This window comes from Streptomyces sp. NPDC006552 (genome assembly GCF_040611655.1).
In the GTDB taxonomy this organism is placed as follows: domain Bacteria; phylum Actinomycetota; class Actinomycetes; order Streptomycetales; family Streptomycetaceae; genus Streptomyces.
Genome location: NZ_JBEXOS010000039.1, coordinates 1 through 16,298, shown reverse-complemented (window position 1 = coordinate 16,298; position 16,298 = coordinate 1). Strand labels below are relative to the sequence as shown.

15 protein-coding genes are annotated in these 16,298 nt (G+C 70.6%); 9 read left to right on the top strand and 6 right to left on the bottom strand.

The window, feature by feature from the left end:
* The first annotated feature begins 56 nt into the window (after window positions 1-56).
* From ABZY33_RS22255 to ABZY33_RS22240, 4 genes are all read left to right on the top strand, one after another.
* Window positions 57-1,268, top strand: a complete 1,212-nt coding sequence (locus ABZY33_RS22255; protein WP_356493359.1) for a phosphoglycerate kinase — start codon at window positions 57-59, stop codon at window positions 1,266-1,268.
* A gap of 6 nt (window positions 1,269-1,274) precedes the next feature.
* On the top strand, window positions 1,275-2,051 hold the full coding sequence (gene tpiA, locus ABZY33_RS22250; protein WP_356493358.1) for a triose-phosphate isomerase: 777 nt from the start codon (window positions 1,275-1,277) through the stop codon (window positions 2,049-2,051).
* 132 nt (window positions 2,052-2,183) lie between these two features.
* A complete protein-coding gene (secG, locus tag ABZY33_RS22245; RefSeq protein ID WP_324766249.1) occupies window positions 2,184-2,414 on the top strand; it encodes a preprotein translocase subunit SecG in 231 nt (76 codons plus the stop codon).
* A gap of 231 nt (window positions 2,415-2,645) precedes the next feature.
* Window positions 2,646-2,981, top strand: coding sequence for an RNA polymerase-binding protein RbpA (locus ABZY33_RS22240; protein WP_003976875.1), 336 nt, complete (start codon window positions 2,646-2,648; stop codon window positions 2,979-2,981).
* Between the two features lie 58 nt (window positions 2,982-3,039).
* On the opposite strand, the gene ABZY33_RS22235 is transcribed toward ABZY33_RS22240, so the two are convergent.
* Complete coding sequence (locus ABZY33_RS22235; RefSeq protein ID WP_356493410.1) at window positions 3,040-3,927, bottom strand: MurR/RpiR family transcriptional regulator; 888 nt, start codon at window positions 3,925-3,927, stop codon at window positions 3,040-3,042.
* Window positions 3,928-4,007: 80 nt separating this feature from the next.
* Between ABZY33_RS22235 and ABZY33_RS22230 the strand changes: the two genes are divergently transcribed.
* The 4 genes from ABZY33_RS22230 to ABZY33_RS22215 all read left to right on the top strand — a co-directional run bounded on the left by ABZY33_RS22230 (window position 4,008) and on the right by ABZY33_RS22215 (window position 8,225).
* Complete coding sequence (locus ABZY33_RS22230) at window positions 4,008-5,009, top strand: BadF/BadG/BcrA/BcrD ATPase family protein (RefSeq protein ID WP_356493357.1); 1,002 nt, start codon at window positions 4,008-4,010, stop codon at window positions 5,007-5,009.
* Between the two features lie 77 nt (window positions 5,010-5,086).
* Window positions 5,087-5,851 carry an SIS domain-containing protein gene (locus ABZY33_RS22225; RefSeq protein ID WP_356493356.1) on the top strand — a complete coding sequence of 255 codons (765 nt, stop codon included), beginning with the start codon at window positions 5,087-5,089 and terminating at the stop codon, window positions 5,849-5,851.
* 119 nt (window positions 5,852-5,970) lie between these two features.
* Window positions 5,971-7,650, top strand: a complete 1,680-nt coding sequence (gene pgi, locus ABZY33_RS22220; RefSeq protein ID WP_356493355.1) for a glucose-6-phosphate isomerase — start codon at window positions 5,971-5,973, stop codon at window positions 7,648-7,650.
* A 353-nt stretch (window positions 7,651-8,003) separates the two neighbouring features.
* Entirely contained in the window at window positions 8,004-8,225 is a 222-nt protein-coding gene (locus ABZY33_RS22215; RefSeq protein WP_356493409.1) for a DUF2087 domain-containing protein, read from the top strand.
* A gap of 42 nt (window positions 8,226-8,267) precedes the next feature.
* Here ABZY33_RS22215 and pgl read toward each other — a convergent pair whose 3' ends face one another.
* From pgl to tkt, 5 genes are read right to left on the bottom strand one after another with little or no spacing between them, the layout of a single operon-like run.
* On the bottom strand, window positions 8,268-9,047 hold the full coding sequence (gene pgl, locus ABZY33_RS22210) for a 6-phosphogluconolactonase (protein WP_356493354.1): 780 nt from the start codon (window positions 9,045-9,047) through the stop codon (window positions 8,268-8,270).
* Window positions 9,044-10,186 carry a glucose-6-phosphate dehydrogenase assembly protein OpcA gene (gene opcA, locus ABZY33_RS22205; protein ID WP_356493353.1) on the bottom strand — a complete coding sequence of 381 codons (1,143 nt, stop codon included), beginning with the start codon at window positions 10,184-10,186 and terminating at the stop codon, window positions 9,044-9,046. Before opcA ends, pgl begins: the two co-directional genes overlap by 4 nt.
* The gene (gene zwf, locus ABZY33_RS22200; protein WP_356493352.1) at window positions 10,183-11,712 is read right to left on the bottom strand and encodes a glucose-6-phosphate dehydrogenase; all 1,530 of its coding nucleotides are present in this window, start codon (window positions 11,710-11,712) and stop codon (window positions 10,183-10,185) included. Before zwf ends, opcA begins: the two co-directional genes overlap by 4 nt.
* Before the next feature lie 4 nt (window positions 11,713-11,716).
* Complete coding sequence (gene tal / locus ABZY33_RS22195; RefSeq protein ID WP_356493351.1) at window positions 11,717-12,835, bottom strand: transaldolase; 1,119 nt, start codon at window positions 12,833-12,835, stop codon at window positions 11,717-11,719.
* 34 nt (window positions 12,836-12,869) lie between these two features.
* Complete coding sequence (gene tkt, locus ABZY33_RS22190; RefSeq protein ID WP_356493350.1) at window positions 12,870-14,957, bottom strand: transketolase; 2,088 nt, start codon at window positions 14,955-14,957, stop codon at window positions 12,870-12,872.
* Between the two features lie 396 nt (window positions 14,958-15,353).
* Here tkt and ABZY33_RS22185 point away from each other — a divergent pair, with 396 nt between their 5' ends.
* On the top strand, window positions 15,354-16,268 hold the full coding sequence (locus ABZY33_RS22185; RefSeq protein ID WP_356493408.1) for a heme o synthase: 915 nt from the start codon (window positions 15,354-15,356) through the stop codon (window positions 16,266-16,268).
* Window positions 16,269-16,298: the final 30 nt, after the last annotated feature.

Sequence of the window (16,298 nt, the reverse complement as noted above, 5' to 3'; positions counted from 1 at the left end):
CGCTGCGGTCCGGGCCTTTCGCGCGTCAGCCTCACAGCCTCACTAGGAGCCCAGTCATGAAGACCATCGAGGAACTTCTCGCCGAAGGGGTCGACGGCAAGCGGGTGTTCGTCCGCGCCGACCTGAACGTGCCGCTGGCCGACGGCGTCATCAGCGACGACGGCCGCATCCGCGCCGTCCTGCCCACCGTCGAGGCACTGGCGAAGGCGGGTGCCAAGGTGATCGTCGCCTCCCACCTGGGCCGCCCCAAGGGCGCTCCCGACCCGCAGTTCTCGCTGCTGCCCGCCGCCGAGCGGCTCGGTGAACTCCTCGGCAAGCCGGTCGCGTTCGCCCAGGACACCGTGGGCCCCGCCGCGCACGACGCGGTGGACGGCCTGGAGCCCGGCCAGGTCGCCGTCATCGAGAACCTGCGGTTCAACGCGGGGGAGACCAGCAAGGACGACACCGAGCGCGGCGAGTTCGCCGACCGGCTCGCCGCCCTGGCGGACGTCTACGTAGGCGACGGTTTCGGCGCCGTGCACCGCAAGCACGCCTCCGTGTACGACCTCGCGAAGAAGCTGCCGCACTACGCCGGCTACCTCATCGCCACCGAGGTCGGCGTCCTGAAGAAGCTCACCGACGACGTCCAGCGCCCCTACGTGGTCGCGCTCGGCGGCGCCAAGGTCTCCGACAAGCTCGCCGTCATCGACCAGCTGCTCGGCAAGGCCGACCGGCTGCTCATCGGCGGCGGCATGGTCTTCACGTTCCTCAAGGCCAAGGGCTACGAGATCGGTACCTCGCTCGTCCAGGAGGACCAGATCCCGGCGGTGAGCGAGTACCTGGAGCGCGCCGAGAAGAACGGCGTGGAGATCGTGCTGCCGGTGGACGTCGTCGTCGCACCCGCCTTCCCCGACCTCAAGACGAAGGCCCCCTCCGACGCCACCACCGTGGCCGCGGACGCCATGCCGGCCGGGCAGATGGGCCTGGACATCGGCCCGGAGTCCGGCACGCTGTACGCCTCGAAGCTCGCCGACGCGCAGACCGTCTTCTGGAACGGGCCGATGGGCGTCTTCGAGCACCCCGACTACGCCGAGGGCACCAAGGCGGTCGCCCAGGCCCTCATCGACTCCCCGGGCTTCACCGTGGTGGGCGGCGGCGACTCCGCCGCGGCCGTCCGTACCCTGGGCTTCGACGAGAAGGCATTCGGCCACATCTCGACCGGTGGCGGCGCCTCCCTCGAATACCTCGAGGGCAAGACGCTGCCCGGTCTCGCCGCACTGGAGGACTGACCCTTAATGAGCACCCGCACGCCGCTGATGGCGGGCAACTGGAAGATGAACCTCAACCACCTGGAGGCCATCGCCCACGTCCAGAAGCTCGCCTTCGCCCTCGCGGACAAGGACTACGAGGCAGTCGAGGTCGCCGTCCTGCCGCCCTTCACCGACCTGCGGTCCGTCCAGACGCTGGTCGACGGCGACAAGCTCAAGATCAAGTACGGTGCCCAGGACCTCTCGGCGCACGACTCCGGCGCGTACACCGGTGAGATCTCGGGCGCCATGCTCGCCAAGCTCAAGTGCACGTTCGTCGCGATCGGCCACTCCGAGCGGCGCCAGTACCACGGCGAGAGCGACGCCCTTGTCAACACCAAGGTGAAGGCCGCCTACAAGCACGGCCTGACCCCCATCCTGTGCGTCGGCGAGGAGCTGGACGTGCGCGAGGCGGGCGACCACGTCGCCCACACGCTCGCGCAGGTCGAGGGCGGCCTCAAGGACCTGCCCGCCGAGCAGGCCGAGACGATCGTCATCGCCTACGAGCCGGTCTGGGCCATCGGCACCGGCAAGGTGTGCGGCGCCGACGACGCGCAGGAGGTCTGCGCGGCGATCCGCGGCAAGCTCGCCGAGCTGTACACGCAGGAGGTGGCCGACAAGGTCCGCATCCAGTACGGCGGTTCGGTGAAGTCGGGCAACGTCGCGGAGATCATGGGCAAGCCGGACATCGACGGAGCCCTGATCGGCGGCGCCTCCCTGGACGCCGACGAGTTCGTCAAGATCGTCCGCTTCCACGAGCAGTGATTCGCGAGTGGCGCGACCAGTGAGTATGCGCTAGCGGCGATACGTCGTACCCTTGCGGGGCCGAAGCCTGTCCGTGATGGGCTTCGGCCCCGTCGTCCGAACAGTTCCGAGGAAGTTGGTCCAGCCGTGGTTATGGGGTTCTCGATCGCCCTGATCGTCTTCAGCCTGCTGCTGATGCTCCTGGTGCTCATGCACAAGGGAAAGGGCGGCGGTCTCTCCGACATGTTCGGAGGCGGCATGCAGTCCTCCGTCGGTGGCTCGTCGGTCGCCGAGCGGAACCTGGACCGGATCACGATCGTGCTCGGTCTGCTCTGGTTCGCGTGCATCGTCGTGCTCGGCATCCTGATGAAGATCAACAACTGATCTTCGCCGTCGAGTCACCCGTTCGACCCGTCACAACTGCACAGCGCTCACGTAAAGCCCCATGTCCGGTACGCGCCCAACAGCGCCACCTATCATGGGGCTTGCGTCTAGGGGGAGGGCGGGTAACGCCAATCACTGGACGTGCGTTGGGCCTTACGTAGACTGAGGCGCTCCGCGGCGAAGCGAGACGCCGACGCGCTTCGCGGCACCATGACGCAGGGAGTTACGACCGTGGCAAGTGGCAACGCGATCCGAGGAAGTCGGGTCGGGGCGGGGCCGATGGGCGAGGCCGAGCGCGGCGAGTCCGCGCCGCGCCTGCGCATCTCCTTCTGGTGCTCGAACGGGCACGAGACGCAGCCGAGCTTCGCCTCCGACGCGCAGGTGCCGGAGACGTGGGACTGTCCGCGCTGCGGCTTCCCCGCCGGGCAGGACCGGGACAACCCGCCGGACCCGCCGCGCACGGAACCGTACAAGACGCACCTCGCGTACGTACGGGAGCGGCGCAGCGACGCGGACGGCGAGGCGATCCTCGCCGAGGCGCTCGCGAAACTGCGGGGCGAGATCTAGACGTTCGAGAAGGCCGGGCGCCCAGGAGGCCCCGGCCGACGCTGTTGTGCCGCCGCCGTCACGGGGCGGGCCGGCGCCGCGCCCGCGCGGCATGCTCCGCGGAGATGTGCGCCGTGAGCGCGATCGACGCGGTCGCCCGGTCGTAGGTCAGCTGCGCCACGCGCGCGTAGAGGCAGTCGAGGATCAGCAGCGCCGAGTGCCGGGCGCCGAAACTGCCGCGCCGGAAGCCGGTCTCCGCCGCCGTCCAGGTCAGATGGACCGCGGCCGCCTGGGCGACCGGCGAGCGCGGGTCCCCGGTGACCGCGACGGTGCGCGCGCCGCGCTCGGCGGCGAGCCGCAGCGGACCGAGGACCTCACGGGTGCGCCCCGAGTGGGAGAGCGCCACCGCCGTGTCCGCGGGGGTCAGCAGGGCCGCCGAGGTCTCCGCGGCGTGCACCTCCGTCCAGCCGCGGGCCGCCATCCCGATGCCGAAGAGGCGGGCCTCCGTCTCGCGCGCCAGGATGCCCGAACCGCCCACACCGTAGACGTCGACGCGGCGCGCCCGGGCGAGTGCCTGCGCGGCCGCCTCCAGGGCGCCGCGGTCCAGCTGGTCGCGGGTGCTGCGCAGCGCCTGGAGGTCGGCGTGCGCGACCACGCTGATCAGCTGCTCCAGGTCGTCGTCGGGGCCGATGTCGGGACCGAGGGGGCGGGGGTGGCCGCCGTGGTCGTCCTCGTGGTCCTTCTCGCCCTGCTCCTTGGCGAGTTCGAGCAGCAGCCGCTGGTAGGTCTCCAGGCCGAGGGCCTGGCAGAACCGGGTGACGGTGGCCTGCGAGGTGCCGGTGCGGCGCCCCAGGTCGGCCGCCGAGGTGCCGGCGACCGCGCCGGGGTCGGCCAGCACATACGCGCCGACCTTGCGCAGCGAGCCACTGAGCGTGGGCAGTTCGGAGCGGATCCGGGCTGTGATCATGAGGGTCTCCCGGTCGGTGGTGCCCGGTTCGCGGGCGCCGGGGTGTTGTCCGGTGCTGAATCTATCAATCATCATGCGGTGTGCTTAACGAATCCTTCGACCAGTACGCCACTCCGCTCACCGTCGGGATCGATGCCGGAGGCACCCGGGTGCGGGCCCGCTGCGTGGCCGCGGACGGCCGGGTGGTGGGCGCCGGGCACGGCGGCCCCGGCAACGCGCTGAGCGTCGAAAGGGACGCTCTCGTACGCCACTTGGAACAGGCGCTCGCGGCGGCCGTGCCCACGGCGCTGCGCGGTGCGGTGACCGCCGTCGTCGGCGGGTTCGCGGGCGCGGGCGAGGGCGGCGGCCCCGCGCACGGGCGCGGCGTCGCCGGGGCGTGCCTGGCCGAGGCGCTGGACCGGCTCGGCATCGGGCGGGCGGCGCAGCGGGTGTACGGCGACGTGGAGGTGGCCTGCGCCTCGGGCCCCGGCGCCCCGGCCGACGGCCTCGTGCTGATCGCGGGCACCGGCGCGGCCGCGGCGCGCGTGGCCGGGCGGCGCACGGTGCGCGTGGTGGACGGGGACGGCTGGCTGCTCGGCGACACCGGCAGCGGCTTCTGGCTCGGGCAGCAGGCGCTGCGCGGCGCGCTGCGGGCCGTGGACGGCCGGGTGCCATGGGGGCCGCTGGTGACGCTGGTGCTCGACCGGGTGGTGCCGGGGCGCGCGGACCCGGCGCTCGACTGGGCGGGCCGGCACCACCTCAAGCAGGCGATAGCGCAGTGGGCCTACGCGCAACGCCCGGTCACTCTGGCCGAGTTGAGCCCGCTCGTCGTGGCCGCCGCGGCGCAGGGGGACAGCCGGGCCCGAGCCCTGCTCGATGAGGCCGCCGAACAACTCGCCGACAGTGTAAGGGCGTTGGGACCCGTGGCCGGGGAGTCGCTGGTCGTCACCGGCGGGCTGCTGGGGCCGGACGGACCGCTGGGGGAGCGGCTGCGCGCGGCCGTGGCACCGCTCGGGCTGCGCTGCTCCGCGGTGCCGGACGGCGTCGGCGGCGCGGTGGCACTGGCCCGGCTTCTGCCCACCGCGTCGCCGGGAGCGTCTTGACGGCACCTTCCGTTCGGGTTCATTGTTTCGCTTCGTAGGACTCGAACTGAATCAGTGAACCGAAGGTGGGCGGGGACATGACGGAACAGCGGCTCGGAGCGGACCTGTTGGCGGACCAGGTGCGCGCGCACGTGGAGCGCGCCGTCGCCACGAACAAGGACGGCGTCGCCGCGGCGGCCCGGCTCGTCGCGGAGTGCGTCGCCGCCGACGGCGTCGTGCACGCCTTCGGCACCGGCCACTCCCAGGCGACCGCCCTGGAGATCTCCGGGCGGGCCGGCGGCCTCATCCCGACCACCCGCGTCGCCCTGCACGACCTCGTCCTGCGGGGCGGCGAGGACCGCTCCGTGCTCGACGACCCGCTCCTGGAGCGCCGCCCCGGCCTCGCCGCCCGCCTCTACGAGCTGAGCACCCCGCGCCCGCAGGACCTGTTCGTGATCATCTCGAACTCGGGGGTCAACAACTCGATCGTGGACATGGCCCTGCTGGTCAAGGAGAAGGGGCATGCGCTGGTCGCCCTGACCTCCCTGGAGCACACCCGTTCGGTCCCCGCCCTGCACGCGAGCGGCAGCCGGCTCGCCGACCACGCCGACGCCGTCCTCGACAACTGCGCGCCCACCGGTGACGCGATCCTGCCGCTCCCCGACGGCGGCGGACTCTGCGGCGTCTCCACCATCACCTCGGCGCTGCTCGTCCAGATGGTCGTCGCCGACGCCGTGGCCCTGCTCCTCGCCCAGGGCCACGAGCCGCCCGTCTACGTCTCCGCCAACCTGCCCGGCGGCTTCGAGCGCAACGGCCGCCTGGAGGACCACTACGCGGGCCGCCTGCACCGCGGCGGGCACTGACCCCGTCCCCGGACCGCGCGCTCCGGACAGACCGCCCATACCGGCCACTGATCGATTAGGTTGGTCGAAGCAGCGGGGCACGGCACGTACGCACGTACGAGAGGCGGCTGAAGTCCGAGATGAACGCGTTCGAAGCAGGCGGTGAGGGCCGCGCACGGCTCACCCGGACGGCCGAGTGGCAGGCGCTGACCGAGCACCGGGAGCAACTGGGCGACGTCCGGCTGCGCGAGCTGTTCGCCGCCGACCCGGCGCGCGGCACGAACCTGGTCTTGAAGGTCGGCGATCTGCACCTCGACTACTCCAAGCACCTGGTCACCGAGGAGACCCTGCGGCTCCTGCGGGAACTGGCCGCCGCCACCGACGTCTTCGGCCTGCGCGACGCCATGTTCCGCGGCGAGAGGATCAACACGACCGAGGACCGCGCCGTGCTCCACACCGCGCTGCGCGCCCCGCGCGACGCGGTGATCGAGGTCGACGGCGGGACCGGCGAGAACATCGTGCCGCAGGTGCACGCCGTCCTGGACAAGATGGCCGTCTTCGCCGACAAGGTCCGCTCCGGCGAGTGGACCGGCCACACCGGCAGGCGCATCAAGAACGTCGTCAACATCGGCATCGGCGGCTCCGACCTCGGCCCCGCCATGGCCTACGAAGCCCTGCGCTCCTTCACCGACCGCGACCTCACGGTCCGCTTCGTCTCGAACGTCGACGGCGCCGACCTCCACGAGGCCGTACGGGACCTGGACGCGGCCGAGACGCTCTTCGTGATCGCCTCGAAGACCTTCACCACCATCGAGACGATCACCAACGCCACCTCCGCGCGCACCTGGCTCCTGGCCGGGCTGGGAGCGGGCCAGGACGCGGTGGCCCGGCACTTCGTGGCGCTGTCGACCAACGCCGGGAAGGTGGCGGAGTTTGGTATCGACACGGCCAACATGTTCGAGTTCTGGGACTGGGTGGGGGGCCGTTATTCGTATGACTCCGCCATCGGCCTCGCCCTGATGATCGCCATCGGGCCCGCCGCCTTCCGGGAGATGCTCGCCGGGTTCCACCTCGTCGACGAGCACTTCCGCACCGCGCCCGCCGAGCTGAACGTGCCGCTCCTCATGGGCCTGCTGGGCATCTGGTACGGCAACTTCCACGACGCCCAGTCGCATGCCGTGCTGCCCTACAGCCACTACTTGTCGAAGTTCACGGCCTACTTGCAGCAGCTCGACATGGAGTCGAACGGCAAGTCCGTGCAGCGTGACGGCGCCCAGACCGACTGGCAGACCGGCCCGGTCGTCTGGGGCACCCCCGGCACGAACGGCCAGCACGCCTACTACCAACTCATCCACCAGGGCACGAAACTGATCCCCGCGGACTTCATCGGGTTCGCCGAGCCGGTCGCGGAGCTGGGCGACCTGGCGGGCCAGCACGACCTGCTGATGGCCAACTTCTTCGCGCAGACCCAGGCCCTGGCGTTCGGCAGGACACCGGACGAGGTGCGCGCGGAGGGCGTGCCCGAGGAGCTGGTGCCGCACAAGACCTTCAAGGGCGACCACCCCACGACGACGATCCTCACGACCTCCCTCACGCCGTCCGTGCTCGGCCAGTTGGTCGCGCTCTACGAGCACAAGGTGTTCGTCCAGGGCGCCGTGTGGAACATCGACTCGTTCGACCAGTGGGGCGTCGAACTCGGCAAGGTCCTCGCCAAGCGCGTCGAACCCGCCCTGACCGAGGGCGCGGACGTACCCGGTCTCGACGAGTCGACCAAGGCGCTCGTCGCCACCTACCGTGCGCTGCGCGGCCGTTCGAACTGAGCGCCGGTCCCCGCCGCCTTTCGGGTTATTCGGATGCGGGGACGCCGCCCGGCGGGTGAGACTGCCCGTTGACCCAGCCGGGAGGCACCCCTGTGGACCAGCTCATGTCGGCCCTCGCCGACCCCGAACGACTCAGGCTGTACGCGCGCATAGTGCTCGGCGAACTGCCGCCCCGCGAGGCCGACTCCCCGGCGGCCCGCAAGCACCTGGGCAAGCTGGTCGCCGCCGGGCTCGTCGAGCGGCTCGACGACGGGTCGCTGCGTGCCGGGCCCGAGGTGTTCCGCCGGGCCCGCACCCCCGAGCCCGGCACGGGGGTCCCGCGCCACCTCACCGGCTTCTTCGCCCGCGGCCGGCTGACCGCGATCCCGGTCCGCCCCGCGGTCCGGCACGAACTGCTCGTCCACCTCACGGACACGCTCTTCGACACCGACCGGACCTACAGCGAGCGCGAGGTCAACGCGGCGCTGCACACGGTCCACGACGACACCGCGGCCCTGCGCCGGTACTGCGTCATCGACGGCCTGCTCGTCCGGGAGAAGGACGGCAGCGACTACCGGGTCCCGCAGCACGCGTAAGGCCCCGCTTCTTCATGAAGCGGGGCCTTACGCACAGCGGGCCTACGAGACGGCCGGCGGGTACAGCTCCGGCGGGAGCTGCGACGCCGCGGCCGCGTCCAGCAGCCACAGGGTGCGGGAGCGGCCGTAGGCGCCCGCGGCCGGGGCCTGGACCTCGCCCGCGCCGGACAGGGCGATCGCCGCGGCCTTCGCCTTGTCCTCACCCGCGGCGAGCAGCCACACCTCGCGCGCGGCCCGGATCGCCGGGAGCGTGAGCGTGATCCGGTTGGGCGGCGGCTTGGGAGCGCCCCGCACGGCGATCACCGTGCGCTCCGTCTCATGGACCGCCGGCAGCTCCGGGAAGAGCGACGCGACGTGCGTGTCCGGACCGACGCCCAGCATCAGGACGTCGAAGGCCGGCACCGGGCCGTGGTCCTCGGGCCCCGCGGCCGTGGCGAGTTCGGCCGCGTACACCTCGGCCGCCGCGTCCGGCTCGTACGCGCCGTCCGAGGCGGGCATGGGGTGCACACGGTCGGGGTCGAGCGGCACCGAGTCGAGCAGTGCCTCGCGCGCCTGCGTGTAGTTGCGCTCGGGATCGCCGTCCGGCAGGAACCGCTCGTCGCCCCACCACAGGTCGAGACGGCGCCAGTCGACCGCGTCCCGCGCGGGCGCCGCCGCGAGCGCGGCCAGCAGACCGTTCCCGTTGCGGCCGCCCGTCAGGACGACGGAGGCGTGGCCCCGCGCCGCCTGGGCGTCGACGATCTTGGTGATCAGCCGGGCCGCGGCGGCCTGCGCCATCAGCTCCTTGTCGCGGTGGACGACAAGCTGGGGTGCCGCGCTCATTTCGCCGCCGCCTTCTTGGCCGGGGCCTTCTTCGCCGCCGTCTTCTTCGCGGCGGTCTTCTTGGCAGCGGCCTTCTTCGCCGGAGCCTTCTTCGCCGGTGCCTTCTTGGCGGCCGGCTGGGACGCGGACGCCTGCTTCGCGGGAGCCGGCGCCTCGGCAGCCTCCGGGGCAGCCTCCGAGGAGGCCTCGGACAGCGGCCGGGTCTGATCGACCGGCTCACCGAGCCGGTCCACGCCGTAACGCAGCGCCGCCGCGTACGTGTCGTCCGGGTCCAGGCGCCGCAGCTCCTCCGCGATCAGCTCGGAGGTCTCACGGCGCTTGAGCGCGACCGCGCGGTCCGGCTGCCCTTCGATGGAGAGCGTGGCCAGAATGCCGTCGGCCCGGTCCAGGACGATCGGGCCGCAGGTGGACTCCATGCGGACACCGGTCAGGCCGGGGCCCGGCGAGAGCAGGCGCCGCACCGGTACGTCGAGCCGGTCCGCGAGCCACATCGCCAGCAGCTCGCAGCTCGGGTTGAACTCCTCGCCCTCGACCTCCACGGAGGTGACCTCGCAGGCCACCTGGTCCAGGGCGGCGGCCAGCATCGAGCGCCACGGGGTGATCCGGGTCCAGGACAGGTCCGTGTCACCGGGCGCGTACGACGCCGCGCGGGCCTCCAGCTCGTGCATCGGCTGCTCGGCCGCGTACGTGTCCGTGACGCGGCGCTGCCCCAGGGCGCCCAGCGGGTCCTGGGCGGGGTCGAGCGGCGCGTCCACGGGCCACCACACGACCGTGGGGGCGTCGGGGAGCAGCAGCGGCAGGACGACCGACTGGGCGTGGTTGACGACCTCGCCGTACAGGCGCAGCACGACCGTCTCGCCGGTACCGGCCTCGACGCCGACCCGCACCTCCGCGTCGAGCCGCGACTTCGTGCGGTCACGCGGGGAGCGGGAGACGCGCTTGATGACGACGAGGGTGCGCGAGGGGTGCTCGCGCGACGCCTCGTTGGCCGCCCGCAGCGCGTCGTAGGCGTTCTCCTCGTCGGTGACGATGACGAGGGTCAGGACCATGCCGACGGCGGGGGTGCCGATGGCGCGGCGGCCCTTCACGAGCGCCTTGTTGATCTTGCTGGAGGTGGTGTCCGTCAGGTCGATCTTCATGGCCGCCGCCAGCTCCGTCCGTCTCGTGCGAGCATCTCGTCCGCTTCCGCGGGCCCCCACGTGCCGGACGGGTACTGCGCCGGCTTGCCGTGCGTGTCCCAGTACTTCTCGATCGGGTCGAGGATGTTCCAGGACAGCTCGACCTCCTCCGTGCGCGGGAAGAGGTTGGAGTCGCCGAGCAGGACGTCGAGGATGAGTCGCTCGTACGCCTCCGGGCTGGACTCGGTGAAGGACTCGCCGTAGGCGAAGTCCATCGACACGTCCCTGATCTCCATCGACGTGCCGGGCACCTTCGAGCCGAAGCGGACCGTGATGCCCTCGTCGGGCTGGACGCGGATCACGATGGCGTTCTGGCCCAGCTCCTCCGTCGCCGTGTGGTCGAAGGGGGAGTGCGGGGCACGCTGGAAGACGACCGCGATCTCGGTGACGCGGCGGCCCAGGCGCTTGCCGGTGCGCAGGTAGAAGGGGACGCCCGCCCAGCGGCGGTTGTCGACCTCCAGCTTGACGGCTGCGTAGGTGTCGGTCTTCGACTTGGGGTCGATGCCCTCTTCCTGGAGGTAGCCGACGGCCTTCTCGCCGCCCTGCCACCCGGCCGCGTACTGCCCCCGCACCGTGTTCTTGCCGAGGTCCTTCGGCAGCCGGATGGCGCCGAGCACCTTGGCCTTCTCGGCGACGAGCGCGTCCGCGTCGAAGGAGGCGGGCTCCTCCATCGCGGTGAGCGCCATCAGCTGGAGCAGGTGGTTCTGGATGACGTCGCGGGCGGCGCCGATGCCGTCGTAGTAGCCGGCCCGGCCGCCGATACCGATGTCCTCGGCCATGGTGATCTGCACGTGGTCGACGTAGGACCGGTTCCAGATCGGCTCGAACATCTGGTTGGCGAAGCGCAGCGCCAGGATGTTCTGGACGGTCTCCTTGCCGAGGTAGTGGTCGATCCGGAACACCTGGTCCGGGTCGAAGACCTCGTGCACGATCGCGTTCAGGTCCTTGGCCGAGGCGAGGTCGTGGCCGAAGGGCTTCTCGATGACGGCGCGCCGCCAGGAGCCCTCGGGGGCGTCCGCGAGACCGTGCTCCTTGAGCTGCTGCACGACCAGGGGGAAGAACTTGGGCGGCACGGAGAGGTAGAACGCGAAGTTCCCGCCCGTGCCCTGGGACTTGTCGAGATCCTGGATCGTCGCCTTCAGGGTCTCGAAGGCCTCGTCGTCGTCGAAGTTGCCCTGGACGAAGCGCATGCCCTGGATGAGCTGCTGCCAGACCTCTTCGCGGAAGGGCGTACGGGAGTGCTGCTTGACCGCGTCGTGGACGACCTGGGCGAAGTCCTCGTCCTCCCAGTCACGGCGCGCGAAACCGATCAGCGAGAAGCCCGGGGGGAGCAGACCCCGGTTGGCGAGGTCGTACACGGCGGGCATCAGCTTTTTACGCGACAGATCGCCCGTGACACCGAAGATCACCAGACCCGACGGCCCCGCGATACGCGGGAGCCGTCGGTCCGCGGTGTCACGGAGCGGGTTGGCTCCGTGTGCGGTCAAGGTTTCAGCCCTCCGAGGGGGCGAGGCGCTTGAGCTCGGCCTCGGTCGACTTGAGCAGGTCGGTCCAGGACGCCTCGAACTTCTCGACGCCCTCGTTCTCGAGCAGCAGCACGACCTCGTCGTACGAGATGCCGAGCTTCTCCACCGCGGCGATCTCGGAGCGGGCCTGGTCGTACGTGCCCTTGATGGTGTTGCCGGTGATCTGCCCGTGGTCGCCCGTGGCCTCCAGGGTCGCCTCCGGCATGGTGTTCACCGTGTTCGGCGCCACCAGCTCGTCGACGTACAGGGTGTCCTTGTAGGCCGGGTCCTTGACGCCGGTCGAGGCCCACAGCGGACGCTGCTTGTTGGCCTGCGCCTTGTCGAGCGCGGCCCAGCGGTCGGAGGAGAAGACCTCCTCGTACGCCTCGTAGGCGAGCCGGGCGTTGGCGAGAGCGGCCTTGCCCTTGAGGGACTTGGCCTCGTCCGTGCCGATCCCGTCCAGGCGCTTGTCGATCTCCGTGTCCACGCGGGAGACGAAGAAGGACGCCACGGAGTGGATCTGCGACAGGTCCAGGCCGCGCTCCTTGGCCTTCTCCAGGCCGGCGAGGTAGGCGTCCATGACCTTGCGGTAGCGCTCCAGCGAGAAGATCAGCGTCACGTTGACGCTGATGCCGAGGCCGATGACCTCGGTGATCGCCGGGATGCCCGCCTCGGTGGCCGGGATCTTGATGAGTGCGTTCGGCCGGTCCACCAGCCAGGCCAGCTGCTTGGCCTCGGCGACGGTGGCGTGCGTGTCGTGCGCCAGGCGCGGGTCGACCTCGATCGACACGCGGCCGTCCTGGCCGCCCGTCGAGTCGAAGACGGGGCGCAGGATGTCGGCGGCGTCGCGGACGTCCGCCGTCGTGATCATGCGGATGGCTTCCTCGACGGTCACCCGGCGGGCGGCGAGGTCGGAGAGCTGCTGGTCGTAACCGTCGCCCTGCGAGATGGCCTTCTGGAAGATCGACGGATTGGTCGTGACGCCCACGACGTGCTGCTGGTCGATCAGCTCGGCGAGGTTGCCGGAGGTGATCCGCTTGCGCGACAGGTCGTCCAGCCAGATCGCGACGCCCTCCTCGGAGAGGCGCTTCAGTGCGTCTGTCATGGAAATTGCATCTCCTACGTGTCGTGTACGAGCGTCAGCGCTGGGCCGCGGCGAGGGATTCCCGTGCCGTGGCCGCCACGTTCTCGGCGGTGAAACCGAACTCCTTGAAGAGCACCTTGCCGTCGGCCGAGGCACCGTAGTGCTCCAGCGAGACGATGCGGCCGGCGTCGCCGACGTACTTGTGCCACGTCAGACCGATCCCGGCCTCGACGGCGACACGGGCCCTGACCGCGGACGGCAGGACGCTCTCCCGGTACCCCTGGTCCTGCTCCTCGAACCACTCCACGCAAGGCATCGACACGACACGCGTGGCGACGCCCTCCGCCTCCAGGGTCTCGCGCGCCTCGACGGCGAGCTGCACCTCGGAACCGGTGGCGATCAGGATCAGCTCCGGCGTCTCCTTCGACGCCTCGACGAGCACGTAGCCACCCTTGACGGCGGACTCGTTCGCGTCGTACGTCGGCACGCCCTGACGGGTCAGGACGAGGCCGTGCGGAGCGCTCTTGCCGTAGTCCTTCTTGCCGCGCCTGAGGACCTCGCGCCAGGCGATGGCCGTCTCGTTCGCGTCGGCCGGGCGGACCACGTTGAGACCCGGGATGGCACGCAGCGACGCGATGTGCTCGACCGGCTGGTGCGTCGGACCGTCCTCACCGAGACCGATGGAGTCGTGCGTCCACACGTACGTCACCGGCAGGTGCATCAGGGCCGACAGGCGCACGGCGTTGCGCATGTAGTCGGAGAACGTCAGGAACGTGCCGCCGTAGATCCGGGTGTGACCGTGCAGCGCGATCCCGTTCATCTCCGCGGCCATGGAGTGCTCGCGGATACCGAAGTGGATCGTGCGCCCGTACGGGTCCGCCTCGGGCAGCGTGTTGCCCTCGGGGAGGAAGGACGACGTCTTGTCGATCGTCGTGTTGTTCGACCCCGCGAGGTCGGCCGAGCCGCCCCACAGCTCCGGGATGACCGGGCCGAGCGCCTGGAGCACCTTGCCGGACGCGGCGCGGGTGGCGACGGCCTTGCCGGTCTCGAACGCCGGGAGCTTCTCCTCCCAGCCCTCGGGCAGCTCGCCCGCGTTGATCCGGTCGAACTCGGCGGCGCGCTCCGGGTTGGCCGAACGCCACTCCTGGAACGACTTCTCCCACGCGGCCTTGGCCTCGGCGCCGCGGTCGCGGGCCTTGCGGGTGTGCGCGATGACCTCGTCGGAGACGTCGAAGCTCTTCTCCGGGTCGAAGCCCAGCACGCGCTTGGTGGCCGCCACCTCGTCGTCGCCGAGCGCCGAGCCGTGCGCGGCCTCGGTGTTCTGCGCGTTCGGGGCGGGCCAGGCGATGATCGAGCGCATCGCGATGAAGGACGGCTTGTCCGTGACCTTCTTCGCCGCCTCGATGGCGTTGTAGATCGCCTCGTGGTCGAGGTCGCCGTCCGGCTTCGCGGCGACGCGCTGGACGTGCCAGCCGTAGGCCTCGTAGCGCTTGCAGGTGTCCTCGGAGACCGCGGTCTCGGTGTCGCCCTCGATCGAGATGTGGTTGTCGTCCCAGAGCAGGACCAGGTTGCCGAGCTTCTGGTGGCCCGCGAGCGAGGACGCCTCGGAGGAGATGCCCTCCTGGAGGCAGCCGTCACCGGCGATGGCGTAGACGAAGTGGTCGAACGGGGAGGTGCCGGGGGCCGCCTCCGGGTCGAACAGGCCGCGCTCGTAGCGGGCGGCCATCGCCATGCCCACGGCGTTGGCGACACCCTGGCCCAGCGGGCCCGTGGTCGTCTCGACGCCGGTCGTGTGGCCGTACTCCGGGTGGCCGGGGGTCTTGGAACCCCAGGTCCGGAACGCCTTCAGGTCGTCCAGCTCCAGGCCGAACCCGGCCAGGTAGAGCTGGATGTAGAGGGTCAGGGACGAGTGGCCCGCGGACAGGACGAAGCGGTCGCGGCCGACCCAGTCGGCGTCCGCCGGGTCGTGTCGCATCACCTTCTGGAAGAGGGTGTACGCGGCGGGGGCCAGGCTCATCGCCGTACCGGGATGGCCGTTGCCGACCTTCTGTACGGCGTCGGCGGCCAGGACGCGCGCGGTGTCTACGGCCCGCTGGTCCACATCGGTCCACTCGAGGTCAGTGGTGGTCGGCTTGGTGCTCACCCTGAGTCAGGGCTCCTTTCCACATGGCTAGTACCGGTGACGTCGGTCTCACCGGCCGTTGTCGAGCCTACCCCTGCTGGAACAACCATTCTTTCGGGTCGTTCCAGACTGCCGGGAGTCTTCGGAATCCGCCTCCTGACAGGGAATGACGCGGGTCATCACGTGAATACGGGGCTGCTCAAACGGGGGCTCAAAAGGGGGGTGCGGGGCTCATCCGGAGTACCCGCTCAACACGACCCCACCCCCGCGAAGAGCGAGGTATAGGCAACGTCTACAGTGGCGTGGTACGCGCGAGTCTTTACCGGGACCTCACACATCAAGTGAACTGCCTGGGGCTCGCTGGAGTCTTTGTCAGGGGTGTGCGTGACGGCCGTCGAATCCCGTCCAGCGGGAGCGCTGACGAGCAGCAGCAACCAGGGTCAGCGGCCGTTCGGGGCCCGTGTCAAGGCGTTCGTGGCGCTGACCAAGCCGCGGATCATCGAACTGCTGCTCATCACCACGGTTCCGGTGATGTTCCTCGCCGAGCAGGGCGTGCCCGACCTGAAGCTGGTGCTGATCACCTGCCTCGGCGGCTACCTGTCGGCGGGCGGCGCCAACGCGCTGAACATGTGGTACGACCGCGACATCGACGCCCTCATGGACCGGACGTCGCAGCGGCCACTGGTCACCGGCATGGTCAGCCCGGCCGAGTGCCTGGTCTTCGGCATCGCGCTCGCGGTGATCTCGACCCTGCTCTTCGGCTTCGCGGTCAACTGGCTGTCGGCCTGGCTCTCGCTCGGCGCCCTCCTGTTCTACGTGATCGTCTACACGATGATCCTCAAGCGCCGCACGTCGCAGAACATCGTCTGGGGCGGCATCGCGGGCTGCCTGCCGGTCCTCATCGGCTGGTCGTCGGTGACCGACTCGATGTCGTGGGCGCCGGTCGTCCTCTTCCTCGTGATGTTCTTCTGGACGCCGCCGCACTACTGGCCGCTGTCCATGAAGGTGAAGGACGACTACGCGCGCGTGGGCGTGCCGATGCTTCCGGTCATCGCCTCGAACAAGGTGGTGGCGAAGCAGATCGTCATCTACAGCTGGGTGATGGTCCTGGTGTCGCTGCTGCTGACGCCGCTCGGCTACACCGGCTGGTTCTACACGGTGGTCGCCCTGGTCGCCGGCGGCTTCTGGCTGTGGGAGGCGCACGGACTGCAAAACCGCGCCAAGGCCGAGGTCACGGGCGGCAAGCTCAAGGAGATGCGGCTGTTCCACTGGTCCATCACCTACGTGTCGCTGCTCTTCGTCGCCGTCGCGGTGGACCCCTTCCTGCGCTGACCGGCAAGAACTGCTCCCGATGGGTGGGGC

What these genes read in the sequence shown, in the direction of transcription:
- ABZY33_RS22255 (WP_356493359.1), top strand. Translation starts at nt 57, where the DNA reads ATGAAGACCATCGAGGAACTTCTCGCCGAAGGGGTCGACGGCAAGCGG.
- tpiA (WP_356493358.1), top strand. Translation starts at nt 1,275, where the DNA reads ATGAGCACCCGCACGCCGCTGATGGCGGGCAACTGGAAGATGAACCTC.
- secG (WP_324766249.1), top strand. Translation starts at nt 2,184, where the DNA reads ATGGGGTTCTCGATCGCCCTGATCGTCTTCAGCCTGCTGCTGATGCTC.
- ABZY33_RS22235 (WP_356493410.1), bottom strand. Translation starts at nt 3,927, where the DNA reads ATGATCACAGCCCGGATCCGCTCCGAACTGCCCACGCTCAGTGGCTCG.
- ABZY33_RS22225 (WP_356493356.1), top strand. Translation starts at nt 5,087, where the DNA reads ATGACGGAACAGCGGCTCGGAGCGGACCTGTTGGCGGACCAGGTGCGC.
- pgi (WP_356493355.1), top strand. Translation starts at nt 5,971, where the DNA reads ATGAACGCGTTCGAAGCAGGCGGTGAGGGCCGCGCACGGCTCACCCGG.
- pgl (WP_356493354.1), bottom strand. Translation starts at nt 9,047, where the DNA reads ATGAGCGCGGCACCCCAGCTTGTCGTCCACCGCGACAAGGAGCTGATG.
- opcA (WP_356493353.1), bottom strand. Translation starts at nt 10,186, where the DNA reads ATGAAGATCGACCTGACGGACACCACCTCCAGCAAGATCAACAAGGCG.
- tal (WP_356493351.1), bottom strand. Translation starts at nt 12,835, where the DNA reads ATGACAGACGCACTGAAGCGCCTCTCCGAGGAGGGCGTCGCGATCTGG.